The sequence below is a fragment of the Methylobacterium sp. CM6246 genome (assembly GCF_054818005.1).
Map to the genome: position 1 here is coordinate 79,581 of NZ_JBTXKY010000003.1, position 26,163 is coordinate 105,743.

Annotated in this window: 23 protein-coding genes and 2 pseudogenes; 22 read left to right on the forward strand and 3 right to left on the reverse strand. The window is 65.8% G+C overall.

All coding sequences use genetic code 11. The features are described from left to right. Positions 1 to 253 precede the first annotated feature (253 nt). Positions 254 to 1,363, forward strand: coding sequence for an AI-2E family transporter (locus tag ACYQPG_RS30535; protein ID WP_461232684.1), 1,110 nt, complete (start codon positions 254 to 256; stop codon positions 1,361 to 1,363). Positions 1,364 to 1,793: 430 nt separating this feature from the next. On the opposite strand, the gene ACYQPG_RS30540 is transcribed toward ACYQPG_RS30535, so the two are convergent. Then, complete coding sequence (locus ACYQPG_RS30540; protein ID WP_461232685.1) at positions 1,794 to 2,240, reverse strand: cupin domain-containing protein; 447 nt, start codon at positions 2,238 to 2,240, stop codon at positions 1,794 to 1,796. A gap of 102 nt (positions 2,241 to 2,342) precedes the next feature. Between ACYQPG_RS30540 and ACYQPG_RS30545 the strand changes: the two genes are divergently transcribed. From ACYQPG_RS30545 to ACYQPG_RS30560, 4 genes and pseudogenes are all read left to right on the forward strand, one after another. Beyond that, positions 2,343 to 3,263 carry a LysR substrate-binding domain-containing protein gene (locus ACYQPG_RS30545; RefSeq protein ID WP_461232686.1) on the forward strand — a complete coding sequence of 307 codons (921 nt, stop codon included), beginning with the start codon at positions 2,343 to 2,345 and terminating at the stop codon, positions 3,261 to 3,263. Positions 3,264 to 3,391: 128 nt separating this feature from the next. After that, positions 3,392 to 4,306, forward strand: a complete 915-nt coding sequence (locus tag ACYQPG_RS30550) for an alpha/beta fold hydrolase (RefSeq protein ID WP_461232687.1) — start codon at positions 3,392 to 3,394, stop codon at positions 4,304 to 4,306. Positions 4,307 to 4,685: 379 nt separating this feature from the next. Then, positions 4,686 to 5,589: pseudogene (locus tag ACYQPG_RS30555) on the forward strand (tyrosine-type recombinase/integrase). A gap of 4 nt (positions 5,590 to 5,593) precedes the next feature. Beyond that, the gene (locus ACYQPG_RS30560; RefSeq protein WP_461232688.1) at positions 5,594 to 6,802 is read left to right on the forward strand and encodes an IS91 family transposase; all 1,209 of its coding nucleotides are present in this window, start codon (positions 5,594 to 5,596) and stop codon (positions 6,800 to 6,802) included. 391 nt (positions 6,803 to 7,193) lie between these two features. Here the strand turns inward: ACYQPG_RS30560 and ACYQPG_RS30565 are convergent, their stop codons facing one another. Continuing rightward, positions 7,194 to 8,162: an SDR family NAD(P)-dependent oxidoreductase gene (locus ACYQPG_RS30565; protein WP_461232689.1), complete on the reverse strand. Its 969-nt coding sequence runs from the start codon at positions 8,160 to 8,162 to the stop codon at positions 7,194 to 7,196. Between the two features lie 135 nt (positions 8,163 to 8,297). Between ACYQPG_RS30565 and ACYQPG_RS30570 the strand changes: the two genes are divergently transcribed. Both ACYQPG_RS30570 and ACYQPG_RS30575 read left to right on the forward strand, forming a co-directional pair. After that, complete coding sequence (locus ACYQPG_RS30570; protein WP_461232690.1) at positions 8,298 to 8,957, forward strand: TetR/AcrR family transcriptional regulator; 660 nt, start codon at positions 8,298 to 8,300, stop codon at positions 8,955 to 8,957. Between the two features lie 130 nt (positions 8,958 to 9,087). Further along, entirely contained in the window at positions 9,088 to 10,674 is a 1,587-nt protein-coding gene (locus ACYQPG_RS30575) for an aldehyde dehydrogenase family protein (RefSeq protein WP_461232691.1), read from the forward strand. A gap of 36 nt (positions 10,675 to 10,710) precedes the next feature. Here the strand turns inward: ACYQPG_RS30575 and ACYQPG_RS30580 are convergent, their stop codons facing one another. Further along, the gene (locus tag ACYQPG_RS30580; RefSeq protein ID WP_461232910.1) at positions 10,711 to 11,733 is read right to left on the reverse strand and encodes a LysR family transcriptional regulator; all 1,023 of its coding nucleotides are present in this window, start codon (positions 11,731 to 11,733) and stop codon (positions 10,711 to 10,713) included. Between the two features lie 100 nt (positions 11,734 to 11,833). Here ACYQPG_RS30580 and ACYQPG_RS30585 point away from each other — a divergent pair, with 100 nt between their 5' ends. From ACYQPG_RS30585 to ACYQPG_RS30655, 15 genes and pseudogenes are all read left to right on the forward strand, one after another. After that, the gene (locus ACYQPG_RS30585) at positions 11,834 to 12,721 is read left to right on the forward strand and encodes an alpha/beta fold hydrolase (protein ID WP_461232692.1); all 888 of its coding nucleotides are present in this window, start codon (positions 11,834 to 11,836) and stop codon (positions 12,719 to 12,721) included. Between the two features lie 29 nt (positions 12,722 to 12,750). Then, the gene (locus tag ACYQPG_RS30590; protein ID WP_461232693.1) at positions 12,751 to 13,572 is read left to right on the forward strand and encodes an alpha/beta fold hydrolase; all 822 of its coding nucleotides are present in this window, start codon (positions 12,751 to 12,753) and stop codon (positions 13,570 to 13,572) included. Between the two features lie 30 nt (positions 13,573 to 13,602). Beyond that, the gene (locus tag ACYQPG_RS30595; RefSeq protein WP_461232694.1) at positions 13,603 to 14,571 is read left to right on the forward strand and encodes an MBL fold metallo-hydrolase; all 969 of its coding nucleotides are present in this window, start codon (positions 13,603 to 13,605) and stop codon (positions 14,569 to 14,571) included. A gap of 82 nt (positions 14,572 to 14,653) precedes the next feature. After that, on the forward strand, positions 14,654 to 15,313 hold the full coding sequence (locus ACYQPG_RS30600; RefSeq protein WP_461232695.1) for a pyridoxamine 5'-phosphate oxidase family protein: 660 nt from the start codon (positions 14,654 to 14,656) through the stop codon (positions 15,311 to 15,313). Between the two features lie 203 nt (positions 15,314 to 15,516). Continuing rightward, a complete protein-coding gene (locus ACYQPG_RS30605; protein WP_461232696.1) occupies positions 15,517 to 16,266 on the forward strand; it encodes an MBL fold metallo-hydrolase in 750 nt (249 codons plus the stop codon). Then, complete coding sequence (locus ACYQPG_RS30610) at positions 16,253 to 16,591, forward strand: SH3-like domain-containing protein (protein ID WP_147852767.1); 339 nt, start codon at positions 16,253 to 16,255, stop codon at positions 16,589 to 16,591. Before ACYQPG_RS30605 ends, ACYQPG_RS30610 begins: the two co-directional genes overlap by 14 nt. After that, on the forward strand, positions 16,588 to 17,253 hold the full coding sequence (locus tag ACYQPG_RS30615) for a nitrile hydratase subunit alpha (protein WP_461232697.1): 666 nt from the start codon (positions 16,588 to 16,590) through the stop codon (positions 17,251 to 17,253). Before ACYQPG_RS30610 ends, ACYQPG_RS30615 begins: the two co-directional genes overlap by 4 nt. Further along, positions 17,250 to 17,588 (forward strand): SH3-like domain-containing protein, encoded by a 339-nt coding sequence (locus ACYQPG_RS30620; RefSeq protein WP_147898821.1) that lies wholly within the window; start codon positions 17,250 to 17,252, stop codon positions 17,586 to 17,588. Before ACYQPG_RS30615 ends, ACYQPG_RS30620 begins: the two co-directional genes overlap by 4 nt. Continuing rightward, positions 17,585 to 18,013, forward strand: coding sequence for a DUF302 domain-containing protein (locus ACYQPG_RS30625; protein WP_461232698.1), 429 nt, complete (start codon positions 17,585 to 17,587; stop codon positions 18,011 to 18,013). Before ACYQPG_RS30620 ends, ACYQPG_RS30625 begins: the two co-directional genes overlap by 4 nt. Positions 18,014 to 18,118: 105 nt before the next feature. Beyond that, on the forward strand, positions 18,119 to 18,646 hold the full coding sequence (locus ACYQPG_RS30630) for a cytochrome P460 family protein (RefSeq protein ID WP_461232699.1): 528 nt from the start codon (positions 18,119 to 18,121) through the stop codon (positions 18,644 to 18,646). A 329-nt stretch (positions 18,647 to 18,975) separates the two neighbouring features. Then, positions 18,976 to 19,368: a CopM family metallochaperone gene (copM, locus tag ACYQPG_RS30635; protein WP_461232700.1), complete on the forward strand. Its 393-nt coding sequence runs from the start codon at positions 18,976 to 18,978 to the stop codon at positions 19,366 to 19,368. Positions 19,369 to 20,465: 1,097 nt separating this feature from the next. Next, positions 20,466 to 22,208: an HWE histidine kinase domain-containing protein gene (locus ACYQPG_RS30640; RefSeq protein WP_461232701.1), complete on the forward strand. Its 1,743-nt coding sequence runs from the start codon at positions 20,466 to 20,468 to the stop codon at positions 22,206 to 22,208. A gap of 214 nt (positions 22,209 to 22,422) precedes the next feature. Next, positions 22,423 to 24,459: pseudogene (locus ACYQPG_RS30645) on the forward strand (PAS domain-containing protein); the annotation flags it as partial. Positions 24,460 to 24,572: 113 nt separating this feature from the next. Beyond that, a protein-coding gene (locus ACYQPG_RS30650; protein ID WP_147942043.1) for an IS5 family transposase occupies positions 24,573 to 25,378 on the forward strand; the annotation gives its coding sequence in 2 pieces (ribosomal slippage) (positions 24,573 to 24,909 and positions 24,909 to 25,378; 807 coding nt in all). Positions 25,379 to 25,395: 17 nt separating this feature from the next. Next, a complete protein-coding gene (locus ACYQPG_RS30655) occupies positions 25,396 to 25,980 on the forward strand; it encodes a sensor histidine kinase (protein ID WP_461232702.1) in 585 nt (194 codons plus the stop codon). Positions 25,981 to 26,163: the final 183 nt, after the last annotated feature.

Sequence of the window (26,163 nt, forward strand, 5' to 3'; positions counted from 1 at the left end):
GTCATCGCCCGTAGGCAGACCATTATTTTGATAACGGAGGACCGATCGGCCGTCGCACAGCAAGCCTTGACGATATTCTCCAGTTCGAGGCGCAAGCTGATCTGAAAAAGCGCCACGCAAACCATGACGTCGGCATCGAAGGTCCAGCGACAAACCCTAACGGAGCCGCGGGAGTGCTGCGCAGCCGATCTCGGCTTTTATTTGCGACTGAGGCTCAGGTCACAGGCTCACCTAGATAGTCAGGAGGAACGATTTGGACGTTCAGGCGCCGACGCACTCAATCGAGACTTACGCACCAGAAGCCCCGTTGCGCCGCAGGCGCAGGGCGTATTTCGCGGCCGCCGTGCTTCTTATCGCGCTGTGGACGGCGCGCTCGTATTTGGCCGCGCTTGTCTGGGCCATCATCATCGCCATTGCGATCTGGCCCCTTTACCGGCGGGCGCAGCGAGTCGGGACATCCCGCGATTGGCTCGCCCCCGCTCTGGCCACCCTCCTGAGCGCGGCCGTGCTGATGACGCCGTTGTTGCTGGCCGCTGCCGAACTTGGACGGGAAGGACAGGCCGTTCTCGAATGGGCCGGGCGCGTCCAGCAGGGCGGCATCGAAGTGCCGGATTGGCTGACGCACATCCCCATTCTCGGCGAGCACGCGGATCGCTGGTGGCGCTCCCACCTCAGCGACCCGGCAGGATTACGGACCCTCTTCGCCGGGGTGAACCTCGAAGCGTGGGCGGCCTGGATGCGCAGCTTCGGCGGAGAGATCGCCTATCGCATGCTCCTGGCTTTTATCACCTTCCTGACGCTTTTCGTGCTCCTCCGGGATGGGGAGAAGATCGGGACGCACGTGCTCTGCCTTGCTGAGGCATGGCTGGGGCACCCGGGCGAGCGGCTGTTCGAAAAACTGGTGCTTGCGATCAGGGGGGTGGTGAACGGAACGGTTCTGGTCGCCATCGGAGAAGGATTGCTCATCGGTGCCGGGTATTGGGTTGCCGGGCTGCCGCAGGCCGTGCTGTTCACCCTGCTCACCGTCGCGTTTGCGATGTTGCCCCTCGGAGCTTGGATTGCCTTCGCGACCGCGGCCCTGATGCTCGTGATCCAGCATGGATCATGGTTCGGCGCGGTCGGCGTGTTCGGTTGGGGCGGCGCCGTCATGCTGGCAGGCGACAACTTCGTTCAACCAGCCCTCATCGGAGGCGCCGCACGGCTGCCGCTTGTCTGGACCCTGATCGGGATCCTGGGTGGGCTCGAGACCTTTGGGCTTGTCGGGCTCTTCGTTGGGCCGGTCGTGATGGCGGCGCTCTACTCAATCTACCGAGATTGGACGAAGCCTGTGGCTACAGGTGTCCATGGGGGGGAACGGTGCTGATGCCCCCCGGCATTGCCAACATGCGGACCTGTTTGGCCCTCGGCTTGGAGTGTCCGCTTCCGCGACGCCGGCTCTTCCCCTTAAACGACCGTAATGGGCGCAAAGCCGAACGTCCGGTATTGCGCGCACTGGCGATTCGGCATGACGTAGTCTGGCCGAAAGCGGAATGGCTGCTTTCGAGAAGGTACGCAGGAAAAGCGGACGGCCTTCTATCGACCCGAAACCGGTACGTCCGCTATAGGGCGAAAGGTCAGTGCCCACTTCCCACCCCGAGCCGATGTTGCCAGACGGCCGACAAGTAACCGCTTATGAAAAGCGTCCATAGCGATCCAAGCTGACGGGTTGGGTTGGGAACCGAATGGCTGATTGGGGTAGCTTCCGGACTGGCGACTTTTGGAAGGGCGATTTGCAAAAGCTGCCACCCTGCGCTTCAAGAGACTGCAGGTCCCTGGAACTCGATGCCGTGCGCAGCGCACGCCGTAACCAGAGCCGCGACCTCTTCGTCGGTCGGTTCGGCTTGGGGCGGTAGGCCTTCGTTTTCTGCCGGTCGGGCTAGGCTGCGGATCATCTCTTCGAACTGACCCGTCGTCATCGAAAGGAACCTGGCTTCAGGCGATACGACACGGAACGCGTGCGGTGTCCCACCCGACACCGTTATCGCGTCGCCCGGTGTCAGCCGACGAACCTGATCGTCAACCTGCATGCGTACTTCGCCCTGCAAGATGTAGAAGTTTTCATCCTCGTCGTGATGGACATGCAGCGGCACGGCAAAGCCTTCCGCCATGTGGTGCTCGATCAGCGTGAGCCCATCGGCATTGTCTTTCTGCGACAGATGGATGGTCAGGCGGGCGGTGGTAAACCAGAGGGCATCGGCCATGTGAACGTCCTGTCGGTATGATTGTGGCTCCCAAGAGCTACCGATTGCGATCCGCCGCGATAAGATCGATGATCGTGCATCGCTTGGCGGATCCGCGGCCACATGAAGACGACCGATCCACTGGCCGGCATCATGGCGTTCCTCGCCGTCGCCGAGCGGGCAAGCTTCACGGCGGCAGCCGAAGACCTCGAAATGGGGCGTTCCGCCGTCGGTGCGCAGATCCGTGCCTTGGAGGCGCGGCTGGGCGTTCAACTGCTGCAGCGCTCCACGCGCGCCGTACGGCTGACGGAAGCCGGGTCGGCCTACAGAGCGGCTCTCGCCGACATCCAAGATCGTGTGCGGGATGCCGGGCAAGCCGCAACGGCCTTCCAGACCGAGGCGGTCGGCCGTCTGCGGATCGCAGCGCCTCCGGACCTCGGACCTGATCACGTCGCCCCGGTGATCGCGCGCTTCCTCGCCGAGAACCCGGCCGTGTCGATCGACCTTCAGCTTTCCACCGATGCCGTGGACCTGATCGGGGAGGGTTTCGACCTAGCGATCCGCGGTGCGCTTACGGTCGAGCCGACGCTGGTCACGCGGCAGATCGGTGCGTCCCCGTTGATCGCCTGCGCATCTCCAGCCTACCTCGCCTGCCGTGGCCGGCCGGCGACCCCGCAGGACCTCGCGGCGCATGCCTGCCTTCATTTCTCCGAGCTGCGCTGGGGCCGCAAGTGGCGGTTCGAGCGGGACGGTGAGGTGGCCGACGTGTCGATTCTGCCCCTTCTGGAATGCAACAACGGCCCAACGCTGCTGGCCGCCGCCCTTGCCGGGGCAGGTATCGCGCTGGAGCCCGCCTTCGTGCTCGGTCCGGCAATCCGCGCGGGCACGCTCGTGCCGATTCTGACAGACTGGCGTCTGCCGGTCATACCAGTGCACGCCGCCTATCCCGCCAACCGCAACATCGCCAGCAAGGTGCGCAGCTTTGTGACCCTGCTGGCGGCCGCCTTCGCCGGTCATCCCGACCTCGGCGGCACACCGGGATGATTGGCACGGAGATCGTCGTCGACGGAGGTCTCTCGCATCTCTGATCCGCAGGATGCCTTGACGATGTCTGCTTCCGGCGGTTGGCCGCCGCCGGGGCAATTCACTGAGGCGGAAGACGGAGCACTGCGGTGGACCATATCCAGACCGAACTTCTCGACATCGCTTTCGAGAGCGGAGGCCCTCGAGATGGTCGACCGGTTCTGCTCCTGCACGGATGGCCGGACGACGCCACCGGCTGGCGAGGCATCGCACCGCTCTTGGAGGAGAACGGCTATCGCTGGGTCGCCCCCTGGCTTCGCGGCTTCGGGCCGACACGCTTTCTTGCTGACCAGACCCCCCGCGATGGGACCGGCGTGGCGATTGCCCAGGACGCTCTCGATCTCATGGACGCACTCGGCTGGAACCGCTGCGCGGTTGTCGGCCACGACTGGGGCGGCCGGGCGGCCTACATCCTGGCGGCGCTCGCGCCGGAGCGGGTATCCTCGATCACATCGCTTGCGATCGGTTATGCGCCGCGTGGGCGCTTCGCCACGCCGTCGTTCGAGCAGAGCCGACGCTGGTGGTACCAGTGGTTCATGACGACCGACGCCGGCGCGGCGGCGGTACGGAACGATCCGGAGAGCTTCGCGCGCATCCAGTGGGACACTTGGGGACCGACGGATTGGTTCGACGAAGCGGTGTTCGCGGCCGTGGCGGGCAGCTTCCGAAATCCGGACTGGGCTGCAATCACGCTCCATGGCTATCGGAGCCGCTGGAAGCCGGAGGAACTGGACCCGCGCTACACGTCCCTGCGCGACGCAGTCGACGCGATGGAACTTCTCCATGTGCCCACGCTGATGATCCAAGGCGGTGCGGATCGATGCGACCCCCCGGGGGAGTCGGAAGACCAAGAGCGTTACTTCGCGAACGGCTACCAGCGGGTGGTTTTAGACGGTGTCGGCCATTTCCCAGCCCGGGAGGCTCCTCAAGCGGCAGCCGATAGCATCATTACCTTTCTAGGTAGCCTTGACGTCAAAATAGAGAGGGACGCCCCTGCCACTTAAAGGCCGAGCTTCGATCAGTGCGCTTGGCATGCACCTTAAATCGAATAGGGCATGTGCAGACGGGGAAGACCAAGACAGAAGCATCAACGGCCGCTTACGGACCAAGCGGAATTTTATCTGAATGGCAAGGTTGGGTCGTAAGCAGGATGGCCGCTTTTTCGAACGACTTTCTCCGAAGCGGACAGGCGGCTTTCGGCCAGCAACTGCCACCACGAAGCGCCCGCCTGAACGTCTCAGATGGCTGGATGAACGAACCCGCTTACGCGGGATGGGTGGCAGCTTCGAGGTTTGCAGATTGAGACGAGCGCCCTGCGCTGATTGAGCGTCGCCTGGCCTGGGCGGACGATCGTGGCTCCCTTCATCCGAGTGGAGCCATCCCATGACCATCCTTACCGTTCCCGCCGCTGCCGTCGGCTCGCTGCGACAGCGCCTGGTCGACGACATGACCCTGCGTCGGTTCTCCCGTGAGACGCAGCGCAACTATCTCCGCGACGTCGGGCGTCTGGCGACGTTCCTGCGGCGCTCGCCCGACACGGCGACCGTCGACGACCTGCGCCGCTTCCAGATCGCGCAGCAGGAGGTCGGCCTCGGGGTGCCGACGATGAATGCCATCGTCTCGGCCCTGCGGTTCTTCTTCGTCCATACGATCGAGCGGCCCGATCTCGCCCGCAGGCTGGTCCGCCTCAACCATCCGCGCCCGCTGCCCGACGTCCTCTCCGCCGACGAGGTGCGCCGGCTGCTCGGCGCCACGGTCTGCCTCAAGCATCTGGCGGCCCTGTCGGTGGCCTATGGCGCGGGACTGCGGGTGGCCGAAGTCGCGGCGCTCAAGATCGCGGACGTCGATTCGACGCGCATGCTCCTGCGGGTCGAGCGCGGCAAAGGCGGCCGCGACCGCAACGCTGTCCGCCGATCTCCTGGGTCTCCTGCGGCGCTGGTGGACCGAGGGACACCGGCAGGGCGTCCTGCATCGCGAGGGTTGGCTGTTTCCCGGACAGGACTGGGAACGGCCGATCAGCACGCGCCAGCTTCACCGCATCGTGGTGGAGGCGGCCCGGTCGGCTGGGATCCCCAAGCGTGTCGGTCCCCATACCCTGCGCCACTCCTTCGCCACCCACCTCCTGGAGGACGGTGGCGACATCCGCGTCATCCAGGTGCTGCTGGGACACGCCCGGCTCGACACGACGGCGCTCTACGCCAAGGTCGCCACCCGGACGGTGCGGGCCGTGACGAGCCCCCTCGACAGGCTCGCCCTGTTCCATGGGGAGGGACCCGCACCGGGTTGAGGCGATGCCCGCCGCGATCGAGCTGGCCGACGTCTTTCGTGCCGCCGGTCCCGCCTATCGCGCCGCTGGCGCCGGGCACCTGGACCTGGCCGCGCTGAAGGTGATGGCGGCGATCGAGCAGTGCCGCACGGCCAGCCTCGGCGGCCATGTCGAGGGCTGCGACGCGTGCGGCCACCTGCGCGTCGCCTACAACTCCTGCCGCAACCGGCACTGCCCACGCTGCCAGGGCGCGGCGGCGCGCGACTGGCTCGCCGCGCGCGAGGCCGACCTTCTCCCGGTCGGCTACTTCCATGTCGTCTTTACCCTGCCGGCCGAGATCGCTGCCATCGCCTTCCAGAACAAGGCCGCCGTCTACGATCTGCTGTTCCGGGCCGCGAGCGCGACCCTGACGCGGATCGCCGCCGACCCGAAGCACCTCGGTGCCCGCATCGGCTTCACCGCTGTGCTCCACACCTGGGGCTCGGCCATGACCCACCATCCCCATCTCCACATGATCGTGCCCGGCGGCGGCCGCTCGTCGGACGGGACCCGCTGGGTCTCGTCACGCCCTGCCTTCCTCCTGCCGGTACGGGTGCTGGGCATGCTGTTCCGCCGCCTGTTCCTCGAAGGGCTCGCCGCCCTCCACGAGGCCGGAACGCTCGTCTTCTTCGGCACCCTGGCCCCACTCTCCGACGCCAAGGCCTTCGTCCGCGCGCTCGCCCCGGTGCGCAGGAAGCGTTGGGTCGTCTACGCCAAACCGCCCTTCGCCGGACCGAAGGCCGTCCTCGCCTATCTGTCGCGCTACACCCACCGCGTGGCCATCTCCGGCCGGCGCATCCTTGCCTTCGATGGGCAAAACGTCAGCCTCCGCGTCAAGGACTACCGCCGCCCCGAGGCCGGGCAGGCGCGGGTCATGACCCTGTCCGCCACGGAGTTCATCCGGCGCTTCCTCCTCCATGTCCTGCCGCGCGGCTTCCACCGCATCCGGCACTACGGCTTCCTCGCCGGCTCGAACCGGAAGGACGCTCTGGCCCACATCCGCACGATCCTCGGCACACCGGCCCCGCCGCGATCCACCGACCCTGAACCGGACACCCGAGACGCTGCGACCGACGCTCGACCGCCTTGCCCCCGCTGCGGCGGTCCCATGAGAACCGTCGGCTCCTTCGCAGGCTGGTACCAGCCGCGTGGGCCGCCGTTCAGCCCCGCGCCGAACCGGGCGTGTACGCCATGACCCGGCATGGCCTGGCACCACCACACATCCGAGGAGGCGCATCTCGGGGCACGCCTCTCCGCGTGCCGAACGCCAGAATGGTCTTCACAAACCCTGTCGCCCGACCTGTCGCGCTCCGGCAAACACCGGAGACCGAGCAATCCAGGAGCGCTCAGGCACCCAGGCGCTGGTAATCACGCGCCTTCCGTCCCTCGCTGGGGACGACGGTCTGCCAAAATCCCCATAACTCTGCGCCCGCCATCCCGCGGGTTCGTTCTTCCACGACTTTCGTACGCCTGACGGCGCCCGAAACTCTTCAGGATTTAAGACGGTCTGCTTTTAAGCGGTAAGCGCAGCAATGCGGACATCCGATCTTCGGCTAGGTCTGGCTCGAAGTTGCCTAGTTGCAATGTCAGAAACGCTCGTCCACCAAGTCCTCGCTCCTCGCCCAGAGCGCGCGCGAGCGTTCGGGATCCAGCGCGTAGGAGCGCACGCCCTCGCTGACGGGGGTGATCAGCCCGTCGGTGATCTCGGACACGTGGCAGTTCTCGCAATAGCGGCCGCCGACTGCCTCCGCCGACGCCACGAAGGCCGCCCAAACCGACGTGGCAGCCCCTTGGGGGATGGTCTTCCACGCAAAAGCCGGCTTGCCGGCCGCAGCGAGGTCGGCGTTGATCCGCTCGACCGACTGGGCGACGGCGCCCTGGCCTATATGCCGGCCGAGCTCGGTCTGGATGCCGCCGGGGTGCAGGGCCGTCGCCCGCACGCCGCGCGTCCTGTACCGCCGGTCGAACTCCACGGCGAACTGGATGTTGGCCGTCTTCGAGCGCCCGTACGCGACCATCGGGTCGTAGGGCGCGTGCTCGAAGCCCGGGTCGTCGAGATCCGGCTCCGCGTAGCGATGACCGGCCGAGGCGACCATGACCAGCCGACCGCCGTCCTGGATCGAGGACGCGATCCGGTTCACGAGGACGAAGTGGCCGAGATGGTTCGTGCCGAACTGCGTCTCGAAACCGTCGGCCGTTCGACCCAGCGGCGTGGCCATGACGCCAGCGTTGGCGATGACGACGTCGAACGGTCTGCCGTCCGCCAGCAGCGCGTCGGCGCAGGCACGCACGCTCGCCAGCGAGGCGAGGTCGAGCGCGACCAGTTCGAGACTTCCGCCATGCGCTGCCTGATCGCGGACTATGGCAGTCGCCGCCTCGGCCTTGGCGAGATCCCGCGCCGTACCGACGACCTGCGCCCCGTGCGCGGCGAGGGCGCGGGCCGTCTCCACGCCAAGCCCCGCCGACACGCCGGTGACGAGCACGCGCTTTCCGTTGAGTTCGACGCCCGCGAGCACCTCGTCGGTGGTCGAGGTCGCCCCGAATGATGCGGCCATGTTGCTCTCCTTGCCGGTGGACACACCTCGCCCGTCGCCCGCGAAGCCATTGTTCGCCGGCATTTAAATCGGTAAGAGGAGGTTGCCTCCGTTTAAATACGGAGGGATCCTCCGTTTAGCAAGAGGGGTTCGCCCGTGGACGAAGAGGAGCCTCGTCCGCCAGCCCGCAGCCCGCGTGCCGACGCCCAGCGCAATCGCGCCCGGCTACTCGACACGGCCAAGGCGACCTTCGCCGAGAAGGGCGCGTCCGCAGGCCTGGAGGAGATCGCGCGCGCGGCAGGCGTGGGAGTCGGCACGCTCTACCGCCACTTCCCGACCCGCGACGCCCTGATCGAGGCGGTCTACAGGAATGAGACAGCCCATCTCGCCGAGGCCGCGGAGCGGCTCACAGCCACCCGTTCCCCGACTGAGGCCTTGCGGGAATGGATGCTGGTGTTCGTCGACTACATGGCGACCAAGCAAGGCATGTCGGAGGCCCTCAATGCGATGACGGACGGACCGGCCGGCCTGTATGCCGCGTCCGGCGCCCAGATTAAGCAGTCGATGGCCATGTTGTGCGACCGCGCGGTCGCCGCGGGCGAGATCCAACTCGGCATGGAGCCGCTCGACCTGCTGCGGGCGGTGGCCAGCGTAGCCAACATCAGCTCTGGCCCGGACCGGAGGCAGTCGGCCATGCGTCTAGTCGATATCCTGATCACGGGTCTCGAACAGTCCGGTCGCGACGAAGCGGGACGCTCGATTGCGGCTCGCGCCAAAGGCGCGTCCCGTCAGCAATCTCGCCGGTCAAAGCCATGAGCGCGCGGGTCTCGGCGAGACGTTTGCTGCAGTTGGGTCACCGCCTTCCAGGGAAGGTGAGGCCGGCGCCGTGCTCATCCCGTCGGCCGGATCCCCTCGGATCGGAAAAGAGGCCCTTGGCGCGCCCACCGTGGCCACACCGCTCTATTGGGTGGTCGTTTTCCACGACGGCACGGCTTGGTTTCCACACCGAGATCGCCCTATGCCCGCTCCCATGACGACCACCATCGAGCGCCTCGTATCGGGAACGCCTGTGCCTTTCGGCGGGGACCGCGTGACCGTGGTCACGCCGGAGCTTGCGGCTGCCTTTCAGCCCGGCGACCATCTGCTGGTCCTGCAGGAGACCGGAGACCTCCTGCATATCCCCGCGGCTCAGATCGCAGTGGCCGCCGCCGCAGTGGACCGTGCGCATGCCGCCTTCATGGCGATGTCGGCCATACCGGACAAGGCAATCGAGCGGTTCTTCGACCGTTTCGCCGCGCTCCTCGAAGACCCTTCGGCTTGGACTGCCATCGCCGAGCCGAACCGGCAGGATGTCGAGCGCGCCCAGGGCGGTGGCCGTTCGACGACCCGGCTCGTCGCCACCGACCGGATGCGGCAGGACATGATCGCGGGCCTGCGAGCGTGGCGTGACAGCGAGACGCTGCGCGGTCGGGTCGTCGAACGCATCGTCCATACCGGCTGGACCATCGAGCAGGTGGCGGCACCGCTCGGGGTAGTCGGCTTCGTCTTCGAGGGACGCCCGAACGTGCTCGCCGATGCAGCGGGCGTCCTGCGCAGCGGCAACACGGCCGTCTTCCGCATCGGCAGCGACGCACTCGGCACCGCACAGGCCATCATGCGGCACGCCCTCGTGCCCGCGCTCGATGAGGCCGGCTTACCACCCGGAGCCATCTCGCTCGTCGAGAGCCCGGAACGGTCGACCGGTTGGGCGCTCTTTGCGGACCGCCGGCTCTCGCTGGCGGTGGCGCGCGGCTCGGGTCGGGCCGTAGCGCAGCTCGGGAGCGTCGCCCGGCAGGCCGGCACGGCGGTCAGCCTGCACGGAACCGGTGGTGCGTGGATGGTGGCCGACCGCGATGCGGACGCGGAGCGCTTCTCTGCGGCTGTCGAAGCCTCGTTGGACCGAAAGGTCTGCAACACGCTGAATGTGTGCTGCATCCATCGCGCCCGGGTGGCGGATCTGGTGCCGGTTTTCCTGTCGGCCCTGGACGCCGCCGGCCGCGCACGCGGCTTCGGATGCAAACTTCACGTGGCGGCAGGCGACGAGACCGTCCTGCCGGAGGCTTGGCGCACCGCCGCCGTCCGCGTCCGGCGCGCCGAGGGCGAACGCACCGAGCCACTGACGGAGATCCAGTCCGAGGATGATCTCGGCCACGAGTGGGAATGGGAAGACACGCCCGAGGTCAGCCTGAAGATCGTGGATGATCTCGATCACGCGGTCGCGCTGTTTAATCGCCACAGCCCGCGTTTCGCCGCATCGTTGATCAGTCGGGACCCGGAGGCGCATCGGCGCTTCTACGACACGGTGAACGCGCCCTTCGTAAGCGACGGGTTCACCCGATGGGTCGACGGGCAATATGCCCTGAACCACCCCGAGCTCGGGCTGTCGAACTGGCAGAGCGGCCGTCTCCTCGCCCGGAGTGCCATCCTGTCCGGAAGCGGGGTCTTCACGCTGCGCAGCCGCGTCAATCAGGACGACCCGCGATTGAGGCGGTGAATGGGCGGCACGCCGCGAAATCCACGCATCGACCGGTCACGGACTTCCCGATAGCCGGCCGGCGCCATTCCGGTTCGGCGTCAATCGCTGGCGCGAGACCTCGGCGTCGAGCCGTTCCCGGGAGGAACGTCGGTCCTCGGGTTGCGGCGGGGTGCGGTCGAAGTCGGCCCTAAGGCGAACGGCGGCGAAGTCCATGAAGGTCCGCACTTTAGCGAGCGACAGCCGATCAGGTAGCGTGACCAGATGTACGGGCACGGGAGGCGGCTCGTCCTCGGGAAGTAGGACGACCAAGCTGCCGCCGAAGACTTCCTGCTGGATCTTGTAGGAGAAGATCCGGGCGATGCCCTCACCGTCGACCGCCGCGCTGACGGCGGCCTCGTCGGTGTTGACCATCAGGCGCGGCTTGACCCGGACCGTGCGGGAAACCCTGCCTCCATCCAAGGGGGGGAAGCTCCATATATCCTCCGGGCTCGTGGGCTCGATGCCGATGAAGTCGTGCTGCGCCAGATCGGACAGGGACATGATCGGCGGCCGGCCAGCCAGGTAGTCGGGCGATGCACACAGAACGCGGCGCACCTCGCCGATGCGTATCGCTATCAAGTTGGAATCCTGCAGCGGGGCGATCCGGAGCGCGACGTCGATGCCCTCGTCGAGGAGGCTCGTCATCCGATTGAGCAGCAGGTATCGGACCTGCATCGCGGGATATGCTTTTAGGAACTCACCCACGACCGGGCGCAGGACACGTGTCCCGAACATCACGGGGGCGGTGACGGTCAGGACGCCCTGCGGGGCAGCCCGATGTCCGGCAACGGCGAGGTCGGCTTCACCTAAGTCCGTCAGCACCCTGCGGCAGACGGCAGCGTACTGCTTGCCAGCCTCGGTCAACTGCAGCCGTCGGGTCGTCCGGTGCAGGAGCTGAACTCCAACGTGACTCTCAAGGGCGGCGATGGCCCGCGTCACGGCGGCGGGTGAGCGATTGAGGCGTCGGCCGGCGGAGGCGAGGCTGCCGTCGTCCAGGGCGGTGACGAACACCCGCATTGCATCGAGACGGTCAATCATTGTTCCGCCCCGCGAAATCAAGGATTCCGCAGCTTAGGCATTCTGCGGTCGATCACAATACGCTAACTTCGATTGAGTGGTTCGATGCGAAGGTGGCTACGTGACTGATCCAGCCAGCATTCCGGTCACCCATTACCGCACCGCCAAGGTCGAGGACGTGAACGTCTTCTACCGAGAAGCCGGCCCGGCGGGCGCACCGGTCGTGTTGCTGTTGCACGGCTTCCCGACCTCGTCACACATGTTTCGCAACCTGATCCCGCTCCTCGCGAACCGCTACCGCGTCATCGCACCAGACTATCCGGGCTTCGGCGGCAGCGATGCTCCTGATCATCGGACGTTCGCATACACGTTCGCGCACTACGCCGACCTCGTCGATGGGCTTCTCTCCCAACTGGGGGCGGGCCGTTACGCGATGTACGTGATGGATTACGGTGCCCCGGTCGGCTATCGGCTCGCCCTCAAGCATCCCGAACGTGTCAGCGCGCTGGTCGTCCAGAACGGCAACGCCTACGAGGAAGGCCTGAAGGAGTTCTGGGATCCCATTAAGGCCTACTGGCGCGAGGATACCGCGGAACGGCGTGACGCTCTCGCCTTCCTCGTGGCGCCGGAAACGACGAAGTTCCAGTACCTCGACGGCGTAGCCGATATCTCCCGGATTGATCCGGACAACTGGCTGCACGACCAGGTGCTGCTCGACAGGCCGGGCAACAGGGATATCCAGCTCGATCTCTTCCGCGACTACGGCACCAACGTACCGCTCTACCCGCAATTCCAGGCCTTCTTCCGCGAGCGCAAGCCGCCGACGCTGATCGTCTGGGGCCGGAACGACACCATCTTCCCAGCCGATGGCGCACATCCGTACCTGAGGGACCTGCCCGAAGCTGAGCTGCATCTGCTCGATACCGGGCACTTCGCCCTTGAAGACAAGCTCGACGTCATGGCGCCCATGATCAGAAAGTTCCTCGACCGTGAGGTAGGCGGCCACTGAGGTGCGGATGGCACGCGAGGGGACGGCGCATGGGCACGATCAAGGTCGAGGACGGCACCGAGATCTACTTCAAGGACTGGGGCGAGGGGCAACCCGTGGTCTTCAGCCACGGCTGGCCTCTCAGCGCCGACGCCTTCGAGGATCAGATGTTCTTCCTCGCCAGCCAGGGGTACCACTGCATCGCGCATGACAGACGTGGTCATGGCCGCTCCAGCCAGCCCTGGGCCGGCAACGACCTCGATACCTACGCGGACGACCTGGCCGCGCTGGTCCGGGCTCTCGACCTACGACAGGTCGTGCATGTCGGCCACTCGACGGGAGGTGGCGAAGTCGCCCGCTACATCGGCAGGCACGGCACGGAGCGGGTCGCGAAGGCCGTTCTGATCGGCGCAATCCCACCGCTGATGCTTAGAAGCGTCGATAATCCGGATGGGACACCCATCGAGGCGTTCGACGCTCTCCGCTCCTCCGTGCAGGCTGACCGGTCGCAATTCTGGAAGGATCTGAGCCTGCCGTTCTACGGCTACAACCGACCCGGTGCAGCTATTTCCGAGGGCGTACGCGAGGCCTTCTGGCTGCAGGGCATGATGGCGGGCTATCCCGCGTCGTATTTCTGCATCAAGGCATTCTCTGAGACCGACCTGACGCAAGATCTCGCACGCTTCGACGTCCCGACGCTGGTGCTCCACGGCGACGACCAAATCGTGCCGATCAAAGCCTCGGCGAGGCGGTCCGCGAAGATGATCAAGGACGCAAAGCTCCTGGTCTACGAAGGCGCTCCCCACGGATTGTGCACCACGCTGAAGGACCGCGTGAACGTCGATCTCCGCGACTACCTGTCGGCGTCATAGCGGCGCGCCCGCGAGAAGGAGAGCCGGGTGATGCCGTCATCTCAGTTTCAGCTCTCCCATAGCGGCCTCTGCCTCTGTGGCATGCCGGATACGACATTCGGGGCGAATGGAACGTGGCTCTCCCCGAGGCAATCCTTCGCTAAAGCGCGCGGTATCGTCGAGACGATCAAGTTCGAGGCGGCGAAGGCTGCCATCAAGGTCCACCATCTCCACGGCAACATCGCGGTCTTGGAAGGATCTGGCGGCAACATCGCGGTTCTCGCGGGCCGCGCCGGCAAGGTCCTCGTCGACACCGGCATCGCCGTGTCGCGCCCGCAGGTCGCCTCAGCGCTCGCGACGCTCGGCCCCGAACCGGTCACGCACCTGATCAACACGCATTGGCACTTCGATCACGCCGACGGGAACGCTTGGCTGCACGAGCTGTCTCCGAGAATCATCGCCCATGAGAACACGCGCCGGCACCTCTCGGCCACGCAGCGCGTCGAGGACTGGGATTTCGACTTCGTGCCGCTTCCGGAAGCGGCGTTGCCGACCGAGGTCTTCGCAACAGAGCACCGCCTGAGCCTCGACGGCGCGAACCTGGCGTTGCGCTACTATGGGCCCGCCCACACGGACAGCGACATCTCGGTTCACTTCGAGGAGCCTGACGTCCTGCATGTCGCCGACACGTACTGGAACGGCGTCTACCCCTTCATCGACTATTCGACCGGCGGTAGCATCGACGGGAGCATCCGCGCCGCGGAAGTCAATCTCGCCCAAGCGAACGAGAAAACTGTCGTCATCCCCGGCCACGGCTTTCCCGTCAGCGACCGCGTGGGGCTGCAGCGGTTCCACGAGATGCTCGTCACGGTGCGGGACAAGGTCGCCGCGCTGAAGGCGCAGGGAAGATCACTAGAAGAGATCGTGGCGGCGAGACCCACGGCACCCTTCGACGAAGTCTGGGGCCAGTTCGTCATCACGCCAGCGCTGTTCACCCGCCTAGTTCACGAAGGTGTCTGAGCGAGTACGGCCAAATGGAAATCGGAGTCGGCGACTGCGCCGGAGGATCCAAGCGAGGACGATTTGACGGGGAGGAGGCAATATGGGCCGCAGGTACTCGGATATCGCCTTCACGCAGTCGGTGAGGGCGGTTCAAGAGGCGCAGGGAAGCCGGAATCTCTACGCGCGGTACGACGCGCTCGATGAGCCCGGCGCGCGGCTCGGTCCGGGCGAGCGCGCGTTCATCGCGGCACGCGACGGCTTCTACATCGCGACGGTCTCGCAGACCGTCTGGCCTTACGTGCAGTTCCGCGGCGGTCCTGCAGGCTTCCGGAGGGTCATAGGCGAGGCTGACCTGGGGTTCGCCGATTACCGTGGCAATCGGCAGTACGTGACGACCGGAAACGTCGCCGTCGACGACTGTGTCTCGCTGTTCCTGATGGACTATCCAAGCCGGGGCCGCCTGAAGCTGTTCGGCCGCATGCGGGGCGTCGAGAGGAGCGACGCTTCCGAACAGGTCGACCGTCTCGCTCCGCCTGGCTATCGGGCCGTGATCGAACGTGCATTTCTGATCAGGGTCGAGGCGTTCGATTGGAACTGCCAGCAACACATCACGCCGCGCTTTACCAGCGCTGAGATTGCCGACGACCCGGAGCTCCGCGACCGGATCTGTGCCGAGGCGCAGGGGCGAATGAGGCAGCTTGGATCGCCCGGAGCCAGCGTCAGCCACGTTCGTGGCCCGGGATCGGGGACCGCGATATGACTGGGAAGGAGGACACTACGGACGGCCGGTCCGTGCACTCCGCAGTTACTCCCGAACAGCGCGCTCACTCGGAAGTGGCGAGGCGAGCGCCTTATCGTTTCAGGCATGGCTCCTACGAAGTCACGGTCCTCAGCGATGGGCATCTGGTACTGCCTACGACACTGCTGGCCCCTGAAGCGCCGGCGGCAGACCGAAGCGCGGCATTGGAGGGCGCCGGTATCCGCTCGGAAATCTACGAGCCGGCGGCCAACATCCCCCTAGTCCGCACCGGTGAGGAGCTGATCCTGTTCGATACCGGCGGAGTGGGGTTCCAGCCGGGTCTCGGGCAACTCTCTCGGCACCTCGCGGCCTCGGGCATCGACGCCGGCAGCATTACGAAGGTGGTCCTCACCCACGGTCACCCGGATCACATCTGGGGGACCGTCCTGGCAGACGGTGCTCTGCGCTTCCCCAATGCCACCTACTATGCCGGCGCGACCGAGTGGGACTTCTGGAACCACGACGACGTCTGGACGAAGCTGCCTGACGCTCAGCGGCCGTTCGCGATCGGGGCCCGTCGCCAGTACGCAGCCGTACGCGACCGGGTTACGATGGTGCGCCCCGGAGACGAGGTGATTTCCGGGATCCGAGCCATGGCGACCCCGGGTCACACGCCGGGCCACCTCTCCTTCGAGGTGGCCGGAGGAGACGGGCTGATAATCGCCGGCGACGTCGTCACGACGCCATCCGTGTTCTTCCCAAATCCCAGGTGGACGTTCGGCTTCGACGCCGACGACGGGCAGGCCATCGCCAGCCGCGAATGCCTGCTGGACCGCGCGGCGAGCGAGCACACGATGCTTCTCGGCTATCACTGGCCCTATCCCGGCGTGGGTTTCGCCGAGCGGGACGGCGCTGGCTACCGCTACCTTTCAGAAGATGCCGACCGAGCGGACGCCAGGGATGACAGCTACTGAGCGGGACCAGAGCATCGTATGGGCTTTGGGTGAGACGCCCAGCTTCAAGGTTGGCGAGGGTGTCAGGATCGCGAAGCGCTCTCCGGTCGGGCACTATCGCGTGCCGCTGTACCTGCGTGGTCGTGAAGGTGTGATCGAGAAGGTCATCGAACCGGCCGGCATCGACAACGAGGAGGAAGCGTACGGGCGCAACGCCGGTTCGAGGCTGCACTACTACCGCGTCGCCTTCGCGATGGCGCAGCTCTGGCCCGATTATGCGGCTTCGTCGCGCGACAGCCTGCACATCGAAGTGTTCGAGACCTGGCTTGAGAGGATGGGGGAATGAGCGCGCGCGGGGATCCGAACGTTGATCATCACGGGCATGATCACCCCCATTCGGAGATCGTCCACACGGGACGACCCGGCTACTACGAGATTATGGAGACCGCGGTGCGGGAACTCCTGATCGAGCATCGCCTCATCGGCGCGGACGAGATCCGGAGACAGATCGAAGTCCTGGACTCGCGCACCCCCGCTCTCGGCGCCAAGGTTGTCGCGCGGGCCTGGGTCGACCCCGACTTCAAGGAACGTCACCTCGCCGACGGCCGAGCCGCCTGCGAGGAGCTCGGAATCAGCTTCTACGACGACACCGGGCTTATCGCGCTGGAGAACACCGACCAGGTGCATAACCTGATCGTCTGCACGCTGTGTTCGTGCTATCCTCGGCCCGTTCTTGGACTTCCGCCCGACTGGTACAAGCTGAAACCTTTCCGGTCCCGTGCCGTAAGCGAGCCGCGCGCGGTTTTGGCAGAGTTCGGCACCATCATCCCTGACGACGTCGAGATCCGGGTGAGCGACTCGACCGCGATGGTCCGCTACCTCGTCCTGCCGCGGCGGCCGGCAGAAACGGAAGGCTGGGGCGAGGAGGAACTGGCTGCCCTTGTCACGCGCGACACGATGATCGGCGTCGCGCCCGTCAAGCTTCCAATTGCTGGAGCCGACCGATGACCCAGACCGAGATGCTGCTGAAGCGGCTGCCGAACGACATCGGAGGCCTGGACGGTGGGCACATCCAGCGGGTCGAACACGAACTTGAGCCTTGGGAGAAGCGGTGTCACGCCCTCGCCGACGTGCTCGACTTCTACAAGATTCTCAACACCGAGGAGAAGCGTAGGGGGGTCGAGGCGCTTGGAGCCGAGATGGTCGGTGCGCTCAGCTACTACGAGCGGTGGATCGCCGCGTTCGCCAATATTTTGTTCGCGAAGGGCATCCTGACCCCAAGCGAGCTGGCCGCCAAAATGGACGAGGTGGCGGCCCGCTGGGACAGGGAGCCTCGCCCATGACGGCCGGTTTTATCGAGCATGAGAGCCGGTTCCAGCCCGGCGAGACCATGGACAACCTTGTCGGCGCCGTGGCGGAGCGCGGCCTGACGGTGTTCCTCCGACTGGATCATGCGGCCGCGGCGGTCCAGGCGGGGCTCGATCTGCGGCCGACGCAATTGCTGGTGTTCGGCAGGGCGGAAGGCGGAACGCCTCTGATGCAGGCAAACCAAACCATCGGCGTTGACCTGCCTTTACGCGCCCTCGTGTGGTGTGATCCGGCGGATCGGACTTGGGTCGGTTACGACGACCCCCTGTGGCTGGCGGAGCGTCACGGCTTGACCGACGGCAATCCGAGGCGTGCCGCGGAGGCTCTCTCGCGGCTGGTGGAGGCCTGCGTGCTTCAGGCTTCCGGAACCGACCCGGCGAAACCACGTGGAGCGCTTTAGGTCGAGCATGGCGGCCTCAAGACTCCGCCACACGGATCTGACGTCAACCGCCGGAGCGGCGTCAATCGAGAAATAGTTCAGCATAGGGTTCAGGGGGAGAACACCATGAGAACGGCATCTCTTCGCCTCGGTGCATACATCATGGGCGGCTGCATCATGGTCCTTCTTCCATTGGCGGCTGGAAGTGCTGATGACGATGCTGCTCCGATCTTCGGCATCAGACTTCCTGCAGGGTACCGCGATTGGCAATTGATCAGCGTGGCGCACGAAGCGGGTAAGCTCAACGACATTCGTGCCGTTCTTGGAAACGACATCGCGGTCAAGGCATATCGGGAAGGGACGCGCCCATTCCCGGATGGCGCCATTATCGCGCGGTTGGCGTGGGAGTATGTGTCGTCCGACGAAAACGACGCGGTTTTCGGCCAAACGCAATCGTTTGTTCCCGGCTCCCCGACGAACGTGCAATTCAGCGTCAAGGACTCTAAAAAATTCGCCGATACGGGCGGATGGGGGTACGGCCAATTCGAAGGTGGCAAGCCCAACCGGAGCGAAGAGCTAATGATTACCTGCGCGCCATGCCATGCTCGCGTATCGTCAGACAATGATTTTGTCTTTACGCGCTACGCACCTTGAGAACCAGCTTTGGTCCGGCAATTAAAATCCAGTTTTTCAGCATCTTGCTTCTAATACGGACAGGATCGATAAAACTCTGCAATTCGAAATCATCGCTTTTGTTAATTGAGGATTGGAAGCCGTTTGCGACGACCGACGTCAAGACGCCCCATCTTCGAAATACGAGGCAGGCCCATTCAAGCGCCCCTGGACCCGGCCGACGGTAGCCACGCAACCGGCGATGCCCCGCACTTGGCGACAGCTCGAACGACGCGGTGCAACTCGCCAGCCCGGAAGGCGCGACCAACAGCGGTAAGTTCGAGTGGCTCCTACCCCGGATAGGAAAACTCATGACCCACAACCCCGCACTTCTCGCTGTCGCTCTGCTGTGGACCGGGGTGGCTAGCCCAGTCCTCGCGCAGGGCGTGAACGGTCACGGCTCAATGGTCGGCATGGAGATGGGCTCGACGAAGTCAGACGCGAAAGACGACGCCTCGACCAGAGAATTCAAGGCCGCCGACACGGCGATGATGAAGGATATGGACATTCCCTATATCGGCGACCCCGACGTCGACTTCTACGCCCACATGATCCCGCATCACAAAGGCGCGGTCGCCATGGCGAGGGTCGCCCTGAAGCATGCCAGGGATCCCGCCACCAGGGCGATGGCCAAGAAAATCATTGCCGACCAGGTCACGGAGATCTCCGACATGGAAGCGTGGCTGAAGAGGCATGGCAAGTGACCGCCGAAGCCAAGACAGCCAGCCGAGGCGGTTCGAGCACGCCTCCCCGATGAAGTTCTCGTCCGCCCAGGGGACCAAAATGCAAGCCGCCTGCAAAAGCACCCTCTATCGCATGGGCACAATCGCTGCCATCCGTGGCGAAAGATACCGCGGTCCGCTTTCCGGCGGCTGTCACACGAGCCTGCCCGACCGGCTTGGGTCGATAGGAGTTGGTCCGCTTTTCCGGCGGCTGACCTCAGAAGCGGACCGGCGGCTTTCGGCCAGATGATGTCTTGCCGAGTCGCCGATGTCTGTAAAACCGGCCGTTGGCTTGGCGCCCATCCCGGTCATTCATCGAGCTGTAACGGCATCCCGTAAGCGGACGTTACCAACTTGGATGGACCGTTCGCATAAGGGCGCGCTACGGAACCAGGCGCGCGGTGACGCTTCGCGGCCGCCTGCGAGCCAATGTGTGCCCTGAGAGGGTCCGCTTCCCGGCTGTAGACCCAGCAGAGATCTGCGACTGGGTTGGGTGGGTAGCGGTCTGGCTGCCTCCGGTGGCGTATTGGGGTCAAGCGGATATGCGTCCTATCGATAGATGCTTACCCCTCCGCTCAGCTGCTCTCATCGTCAAAGCCGAGAATGCTACGACGCTGCCGGAACTAGCAACCTATGCCAGGGCGCTCCTACACATGTCGCGAACCCGGCGATCAATATCACCAACACCATGGTGGTCCTGCACTACTGCAGTGCTGATACGCCCACTTTTGATAGCCGACCCTAAGACACGTCTTAAAACATCTAAGTTCCGCGCTGAAGCAGCCTAGATTATTGGGCCGTCCAATGGAAACTGGGCGGCCTTTTTCGTTGCACAGTAGGTCTGAACCAGTCTGAGAACGACGGTCGGCGAGCCCAAAGGCCGTCCGAGCATCCTCCACGCCACTGGTCGCGGTGGCGAGAGCCGACCTGACATCCGGGAAGCAGTCGGGGTACGAGCGCACCGATGTCGGGGAAGCTACCTGCGTGCCGCAATGGCGGTTTGAAAAACCCGACCTAGTTGGTTGGTAAAATCCCGAGACGCGCGACCGGGGGTACCCAGATCCAGGTTGAAGCCCTCGATGTCATTGACGAAACGGATCGTGGGCCTGGTCGTTCTGGCGCTCGTGCCGGCTTTGGCCGTCCAGGGGTACAACGAGTACGCGCTGCGTGCTGCCCGCGCCGAGGCCGTCCGCAACGAAGCGATGCGGACGGCCCGGGGCGTCGCCGCCGACCTCGGTCAGTTCGGCCGCGGCGCGCGGCAGGTGCTCGGCATCCTGGCCGGCCTCCCCGAGATCCGCGGCAAGGACGCACGGGCTTGCACGGCGTACCTCGCTACGGTCGTTGGGCAGGTGCCCGGGTCCTTCTTCTTCGGCGTCGTCGATGCGGACGGACGCATCCGATGCAACACGATCTCGTCGCCAGCTGGGTCGTACTCGGTCGCTGACCGTGCGTACTTTCAGGATGCGATGCGTTCCGGTGGGTTCGCCGTCGGGGAAGTCGTGATGGGCAGGGTTACCCACCGTCCGACCATCCAGTTCGCGCAGGCTATCGTCGACGATGACGGCGACGGTCGCCCGGACGGCGTCGTGATCACGAGCATCGACCTCTCCTATCTCGCGGCGCGACAGGCCACTGCCGGGCTGCCGCCGGACGCCACGCTCACTGTTGCGGACCGGAAAGGCACGATCCTGGCTCGCCTTCCTGATCACGAGGCTTGGGCGGGCAAGCCGCTTCCCACGAGCTTATGGAAGGCGCTGACCGATCACCGAGGCAGTGTCGCCGACCTGCCTGGCCTGCTCGGCGACACCCGCATCACGGCGGTGGCCGCAGCCTCGCCGGAGGATCTCGACTCCCTGACGGTGGCGGTGGGTCTGTCGCCAGCCACGGCCTTCGCCGACATCGACGCCGCGACCCGACGCGGGGTGGTGCTGATCGGCCTCGGGGCGGCCCTGGCAGTCGCGGCGGCTCTCATGGCGGGCCGCGCCTTCATCCGCCGGCCGGTGCGGCGCCTGCTCGCGGCGGCCAGCGCTTGGCGTGCCGGCGAGTTGGGGGCACGGACCGGGATCTCCGGTAGCGGCGAGTTTGGGCAGCTTGGGGAGGCGTTCGACGCCATGGCGGCCTCGCTGCAGCGGCACGAGGGCGAGTTGCGCGACGAGGTCGCTCGCAGCCACGTCCTGCAGGAGCGGCAAACCATGATGCTGCACGAGTTGAACCATCGCGTCCGCAATACCCTGACCACAGTACAATCCCTCGCCCGGCAGACCCGCCGCGACGACGACAAGGGCGTGCGGCTGGAGAGGCGTATCCTCTCCCTATCGAAGACCCATGACCTGCTCTCGCGGGACGACTGGGGCGGCGCGTCGCTGCGCACGGTGCTGGAGAACGAACTTTCCCCCTTCCGGGACGATCAGGACCACCGTTTCGGCCTGAAGGGGACCGACCTCGACCTGGCGCCGCGCTACGTCCTGGCGCTCGGCATGACGGTGCACGAACTCACGACCAACGCCGCCAAGTACGGTGCGCTCTCGACCGAGACCGGGCGCGTCGATGTCATCTGGAACGTCGTCGTCGGCGAGGGTGGCACGAGGCGTCTCGCCATGGAGTGGCGAGAGAGCGGGGGACCGCCGGTGCAGGAGCCGGGCAAGCGCGGTTTCGGAACCCGCCTGATCACGGGCGGGGTCAGCCGGGAACTCGGCGGCATGGTCCGGCTGGAGTTCGCCGCGGGAGGCTTACGCTGCACCCTCGACGTTCCCTTGGACGAGCCGGACCGGTTCACCTCGTTCAGCGATGGCACCGGCGTGCGGCCGGTCGGCATGGCCTGAGTGCCGGAAGGTCTCACCACCGGACCGCGTCGTGCCGTCGAGCGCATCACCGGGGATCCGGCAGGACCGGCTGCAAGGCATGCCATTGAAGCCCCAGACAAATGCGGGCAAACCTCGCCGGGCCGGCCACGTATCCGGAATGGCATCGAAGGGAACGATGGGCGGGCGAATGTTCGGTGAAGGGGAGCAGGTCGAACATCGCAGACAGGCCGAGATGGCCAGCTACGCCATCCTTGATACGCCGGCCGAGTCCGAGTTCGACGATATCGTGAAGGTGGCGTCCGAGGTCTGCGGCATGCCGGTGTCGCTGATCTCGCTCCTCGATGGCGAACGCCAATGGTTCAAGGCTGAGACCGGCTTCGGGCAGAGCGAGACGCCCCTGTCCCAGTCAATCTGCTCCTATGCCGTGCAGCAGGACGACGTCTTCGAGATCGGGGACCTGACGCAGGACTCCCGCACCTCGAACAACGCTCATGTGACCGGCAGACCCAGGGTCCGCTTCTATGCCGGTGCACCGCTGAGGACGCCGGACGGCGTCGCCCTGGGTGCGCTTTGCGTCATGGACACCAAGCCGAACAAACTCACGCCTTCGCAGGCGTTCGTCTTGCGCACGCTTGCCCATCAGGTCGTGACCACACTGGAACTGCGCCGCTCGCTCCGGCTGCGCAAGGAGAGCGACCGCCGCAACAAGGCGATCCTGGAGAGTGCGGTCGACTACGCCATCGTCTCCATGGACCTGAAGGGCATGGTGACGAGCTGGTCCCCGGGCGCTGAACGCATCCTAGGCTGGGACGAGACAGAGATGCGCGGTAATCCCGCCGACGTCTTTTTCACCGATGAGGATGTCGCGACGGGCATTCCCGAGCAGGAGATGGCATCGGCCCTGCTGCACGGGCGCGGGAACGACGAGCGTTGGCACCTGCGCAAGGACGGCAGCCTGTTCTGGGCCAACGGAGAAATGGTGCCGCTCCGTGACGACGACGGCCGGCACGAGGGCTTCCTCAAGATCCTTCGCGACCGCACGACCCAGCGAAACGCCGCGGCCAAAGAGCAGGCCGACGCGGCGTTCATGCGTGGCGTGCTGTCCTCGTCGGCCGATTGCATCAAGGTGCTCGATCCCGACGCCAGGCTGACCTTCATGAACGAGGGCGGATTGACCGTGATGGAGGCCGACGACCTCGATCAGGTCAGGGGCCGCGATTGGACGGACTTCTGGCACGGGCAGGCCCGGGCCGACGCCAAGTCGGCGTTCTGGGCGGCGCTGGCCGGCGGCACGGGACATTTCCAGGCTCCGGCCGATACGCTCAAGGGCACGCCGAAGTGGTGGGACGTGCAGGTCACCCCGATCCGGGGGGCCGACGGTCAGCCGGAGAGACTCCTCGTCGTCTCGCGCGACATCACCCGGCAACGCGCTTCCGAGCAGCTCATCGCCGACAGCGAGAAGCGTTGGCGGGGCCTCTTCGAGGGCATGCAGGAAGGCTTCTTCAGTGGCCAGATCATCCGCGACGCGGAGGGCCGGGCCATCGATTGCCGGCTCGTGGAGATCAACCCGGCCTTCGCCGCGCAATCCGGCCTGCCCGTCGAAACCGTGGGCCGCACGATCCGAGAGGCCATTCCGGACATTCCTGACTGGGTGATCGAGACCTACGCACGCGTCGTCGACACCGGCACTCCGGAGGTTTTCGACATCGCGGTGCCGGAATTGGGTCGGGCCTTCGAGGTGCGCGCCTATCGCGAGGCGGGTCAGCGCTTCGCAGCGATGTTCATCGACGTCTCGGAACGCAAGCAGGCTGAGGCCCGGCGCGCGGCGCTGGCGGAACTCGGCGACCGGTTGCGAAACACGAACGACAAGGCGGAGATCGCGCGCGTGGCGTCCGAGATCCTGGGCCGGACGCTTAGGCTGTCCCATGCCGGATACGGCGCGGTGGACCACGACCGGGAGACCATCGTCATAGGCGAAGGTTGGACGGTGCCGGGTATCCCGAGCGTCGGAGGCGTGCACGGGTTCCGGGACTACGGCACGTACATCGAGAGCCTGAAGAACGGCCATGCCGTGATCATCGACGATGTCACGGACGACCCTCGAACCGCCTCGGATGCCGGTGCCCTGGCGGCCATCCACGTGCGGTCGCTGCTCAACCTTCCGCTGATGGAGCACGGACGGTTCGTGTCCCTGCTCTACGCCCTCAAGGACGCCCCGTACGCCTGGAAGCCCGAGGAGATCAGCTTCGCCAACAACATCGCGGACCGGACCCGCGCCGCGCTGGCCCGGATCGAGGCGGAGGAGCGGCAGCGGACTCTGAACCTCGAACTTAGAACGCCTAACAGAACGGCACCGAGCTTGGTTTTCAGCGTTGGTTTGGCATGGCCAGACTGCTTCTCCCCGATGATCTCTGGGATGAGATCGCGCCGCTCCTCCCGCCGCCTCGGCCGCGTCCGAAGGGCGGGCGTCGTCCAATTGAGAACCGGGCCGCACTCACGGGCATCCTGTTCGTGCTGCGCTCGGGGCTGCCGTGGGAAATGCTGCCGGCCGAGATGGGCTGCGGCTCCGGCATGAGTTGTTGGCGGCGACTGCGGGATTGGCAGGCGGCGGGCGTTTGGAGCCGTCTGCATGACTTGTTGCTGGAGCGCCTGCACGCAGCAGGGGAGATCGACTGGAGCCGGGCTTGCCTGGACAGCGCGTCTGTCCCGGCCAAAAAGGGGGGCCTGCCACCGGCCCGAACCCGACGGATCGGGGCAAGCCGGGCACGAAGCGCCATCTCGTCACCGACGCGCGCGGCACGCCGCTCGGCTTCTGCCTGAGCGGTGCCAACCGGCACGACACCGTCATGATGGCGGCCACCCTCGATGCCATCCCGTCTGTGCGGAGCGGTCGGCGCGGACGACCGCGACGTCGTCCAGACAAGCTGCACGCTGACAAGGCTTACGATGCCAGACCCCGCCGCCAGGAGTGCCGGGTGCGGGGGATCGTGCCGCGCATCGCACGTAGGGGCATCGAGAGCAGCGAGAAACTCGGTCGTCATCGTTGGGTCGTGGAGCGCACCCACGCTTGGTTCAACCGATTCCGTCGATTGCCCATCCGCTACGAGCGACGCGCAGACATCTACGAGGCCTTCACGAGCCTCGCCGCCAGCCTCATCACTCTCAACCAGATCAGACGGTTCTGTTAGGCGCTCTTAGCCATCGCATGAAGAACATGCTGGCGATGGTCCAATCCATCGCCACCCAGACCATGCGAACTGCGACCGACCTGAACACGGCCAAGGACGTGCTCGCCGGACGCCTGATCGCGCTGGGCAATTCCCACGACCTGCTCCTCGGCGGCGAGTTGGGTGCGGCACCGATCAAGGTTCTCATCGAGAGCGCCCTGCGCAGCCACGAGGACAATTCAGGCCGCTTCGTCCTGGAAGGCCCGACGTTCAAGGTCGGGTCGAAGGCGGCGATGTCCCTGTCGTTGATCCTGCACGAACTGGCCACCAACGCCGCCAAGTACGGGGCTCTGTCCACCGCGCAGGGGAAGGTTTCCGTGGACTGGGATGTCCGCACGAAGGACGGCGAGCCTTACTGCGCCCTGCGATGGTCCGAGCATGGCGGTCCTCCCGTCGCAAAGCCGACGCGGACGGGGTTCGGTACACGGTTGATCGGGCGCGGCCTTGCAGGAAGCTTCGGCGGTGAGGTGGACCTTTCCTATCCGGTGGATGGCGTCGTCTGCATGATCGACGCTCCCCTCAGCGGCCTTCAGGCCGAGGACGCCCCGCCGCTTAGGCGCTGATCCTACGGCTCGGGTGGAGCCACGGTGAAGCCGTCCGGGACGCTACGGATCACCTCGTCCAGGCCCAAGCCGCACCTGCCTTCCCCTTGTCCGGCATTCGAGGCGCGGATCGGTCGTTCCGCGGCGCGCCGCTTCAGGTGACGGGGCGGCGGAGGCATCGCACTGCGGTTGGTGGAGGGACTG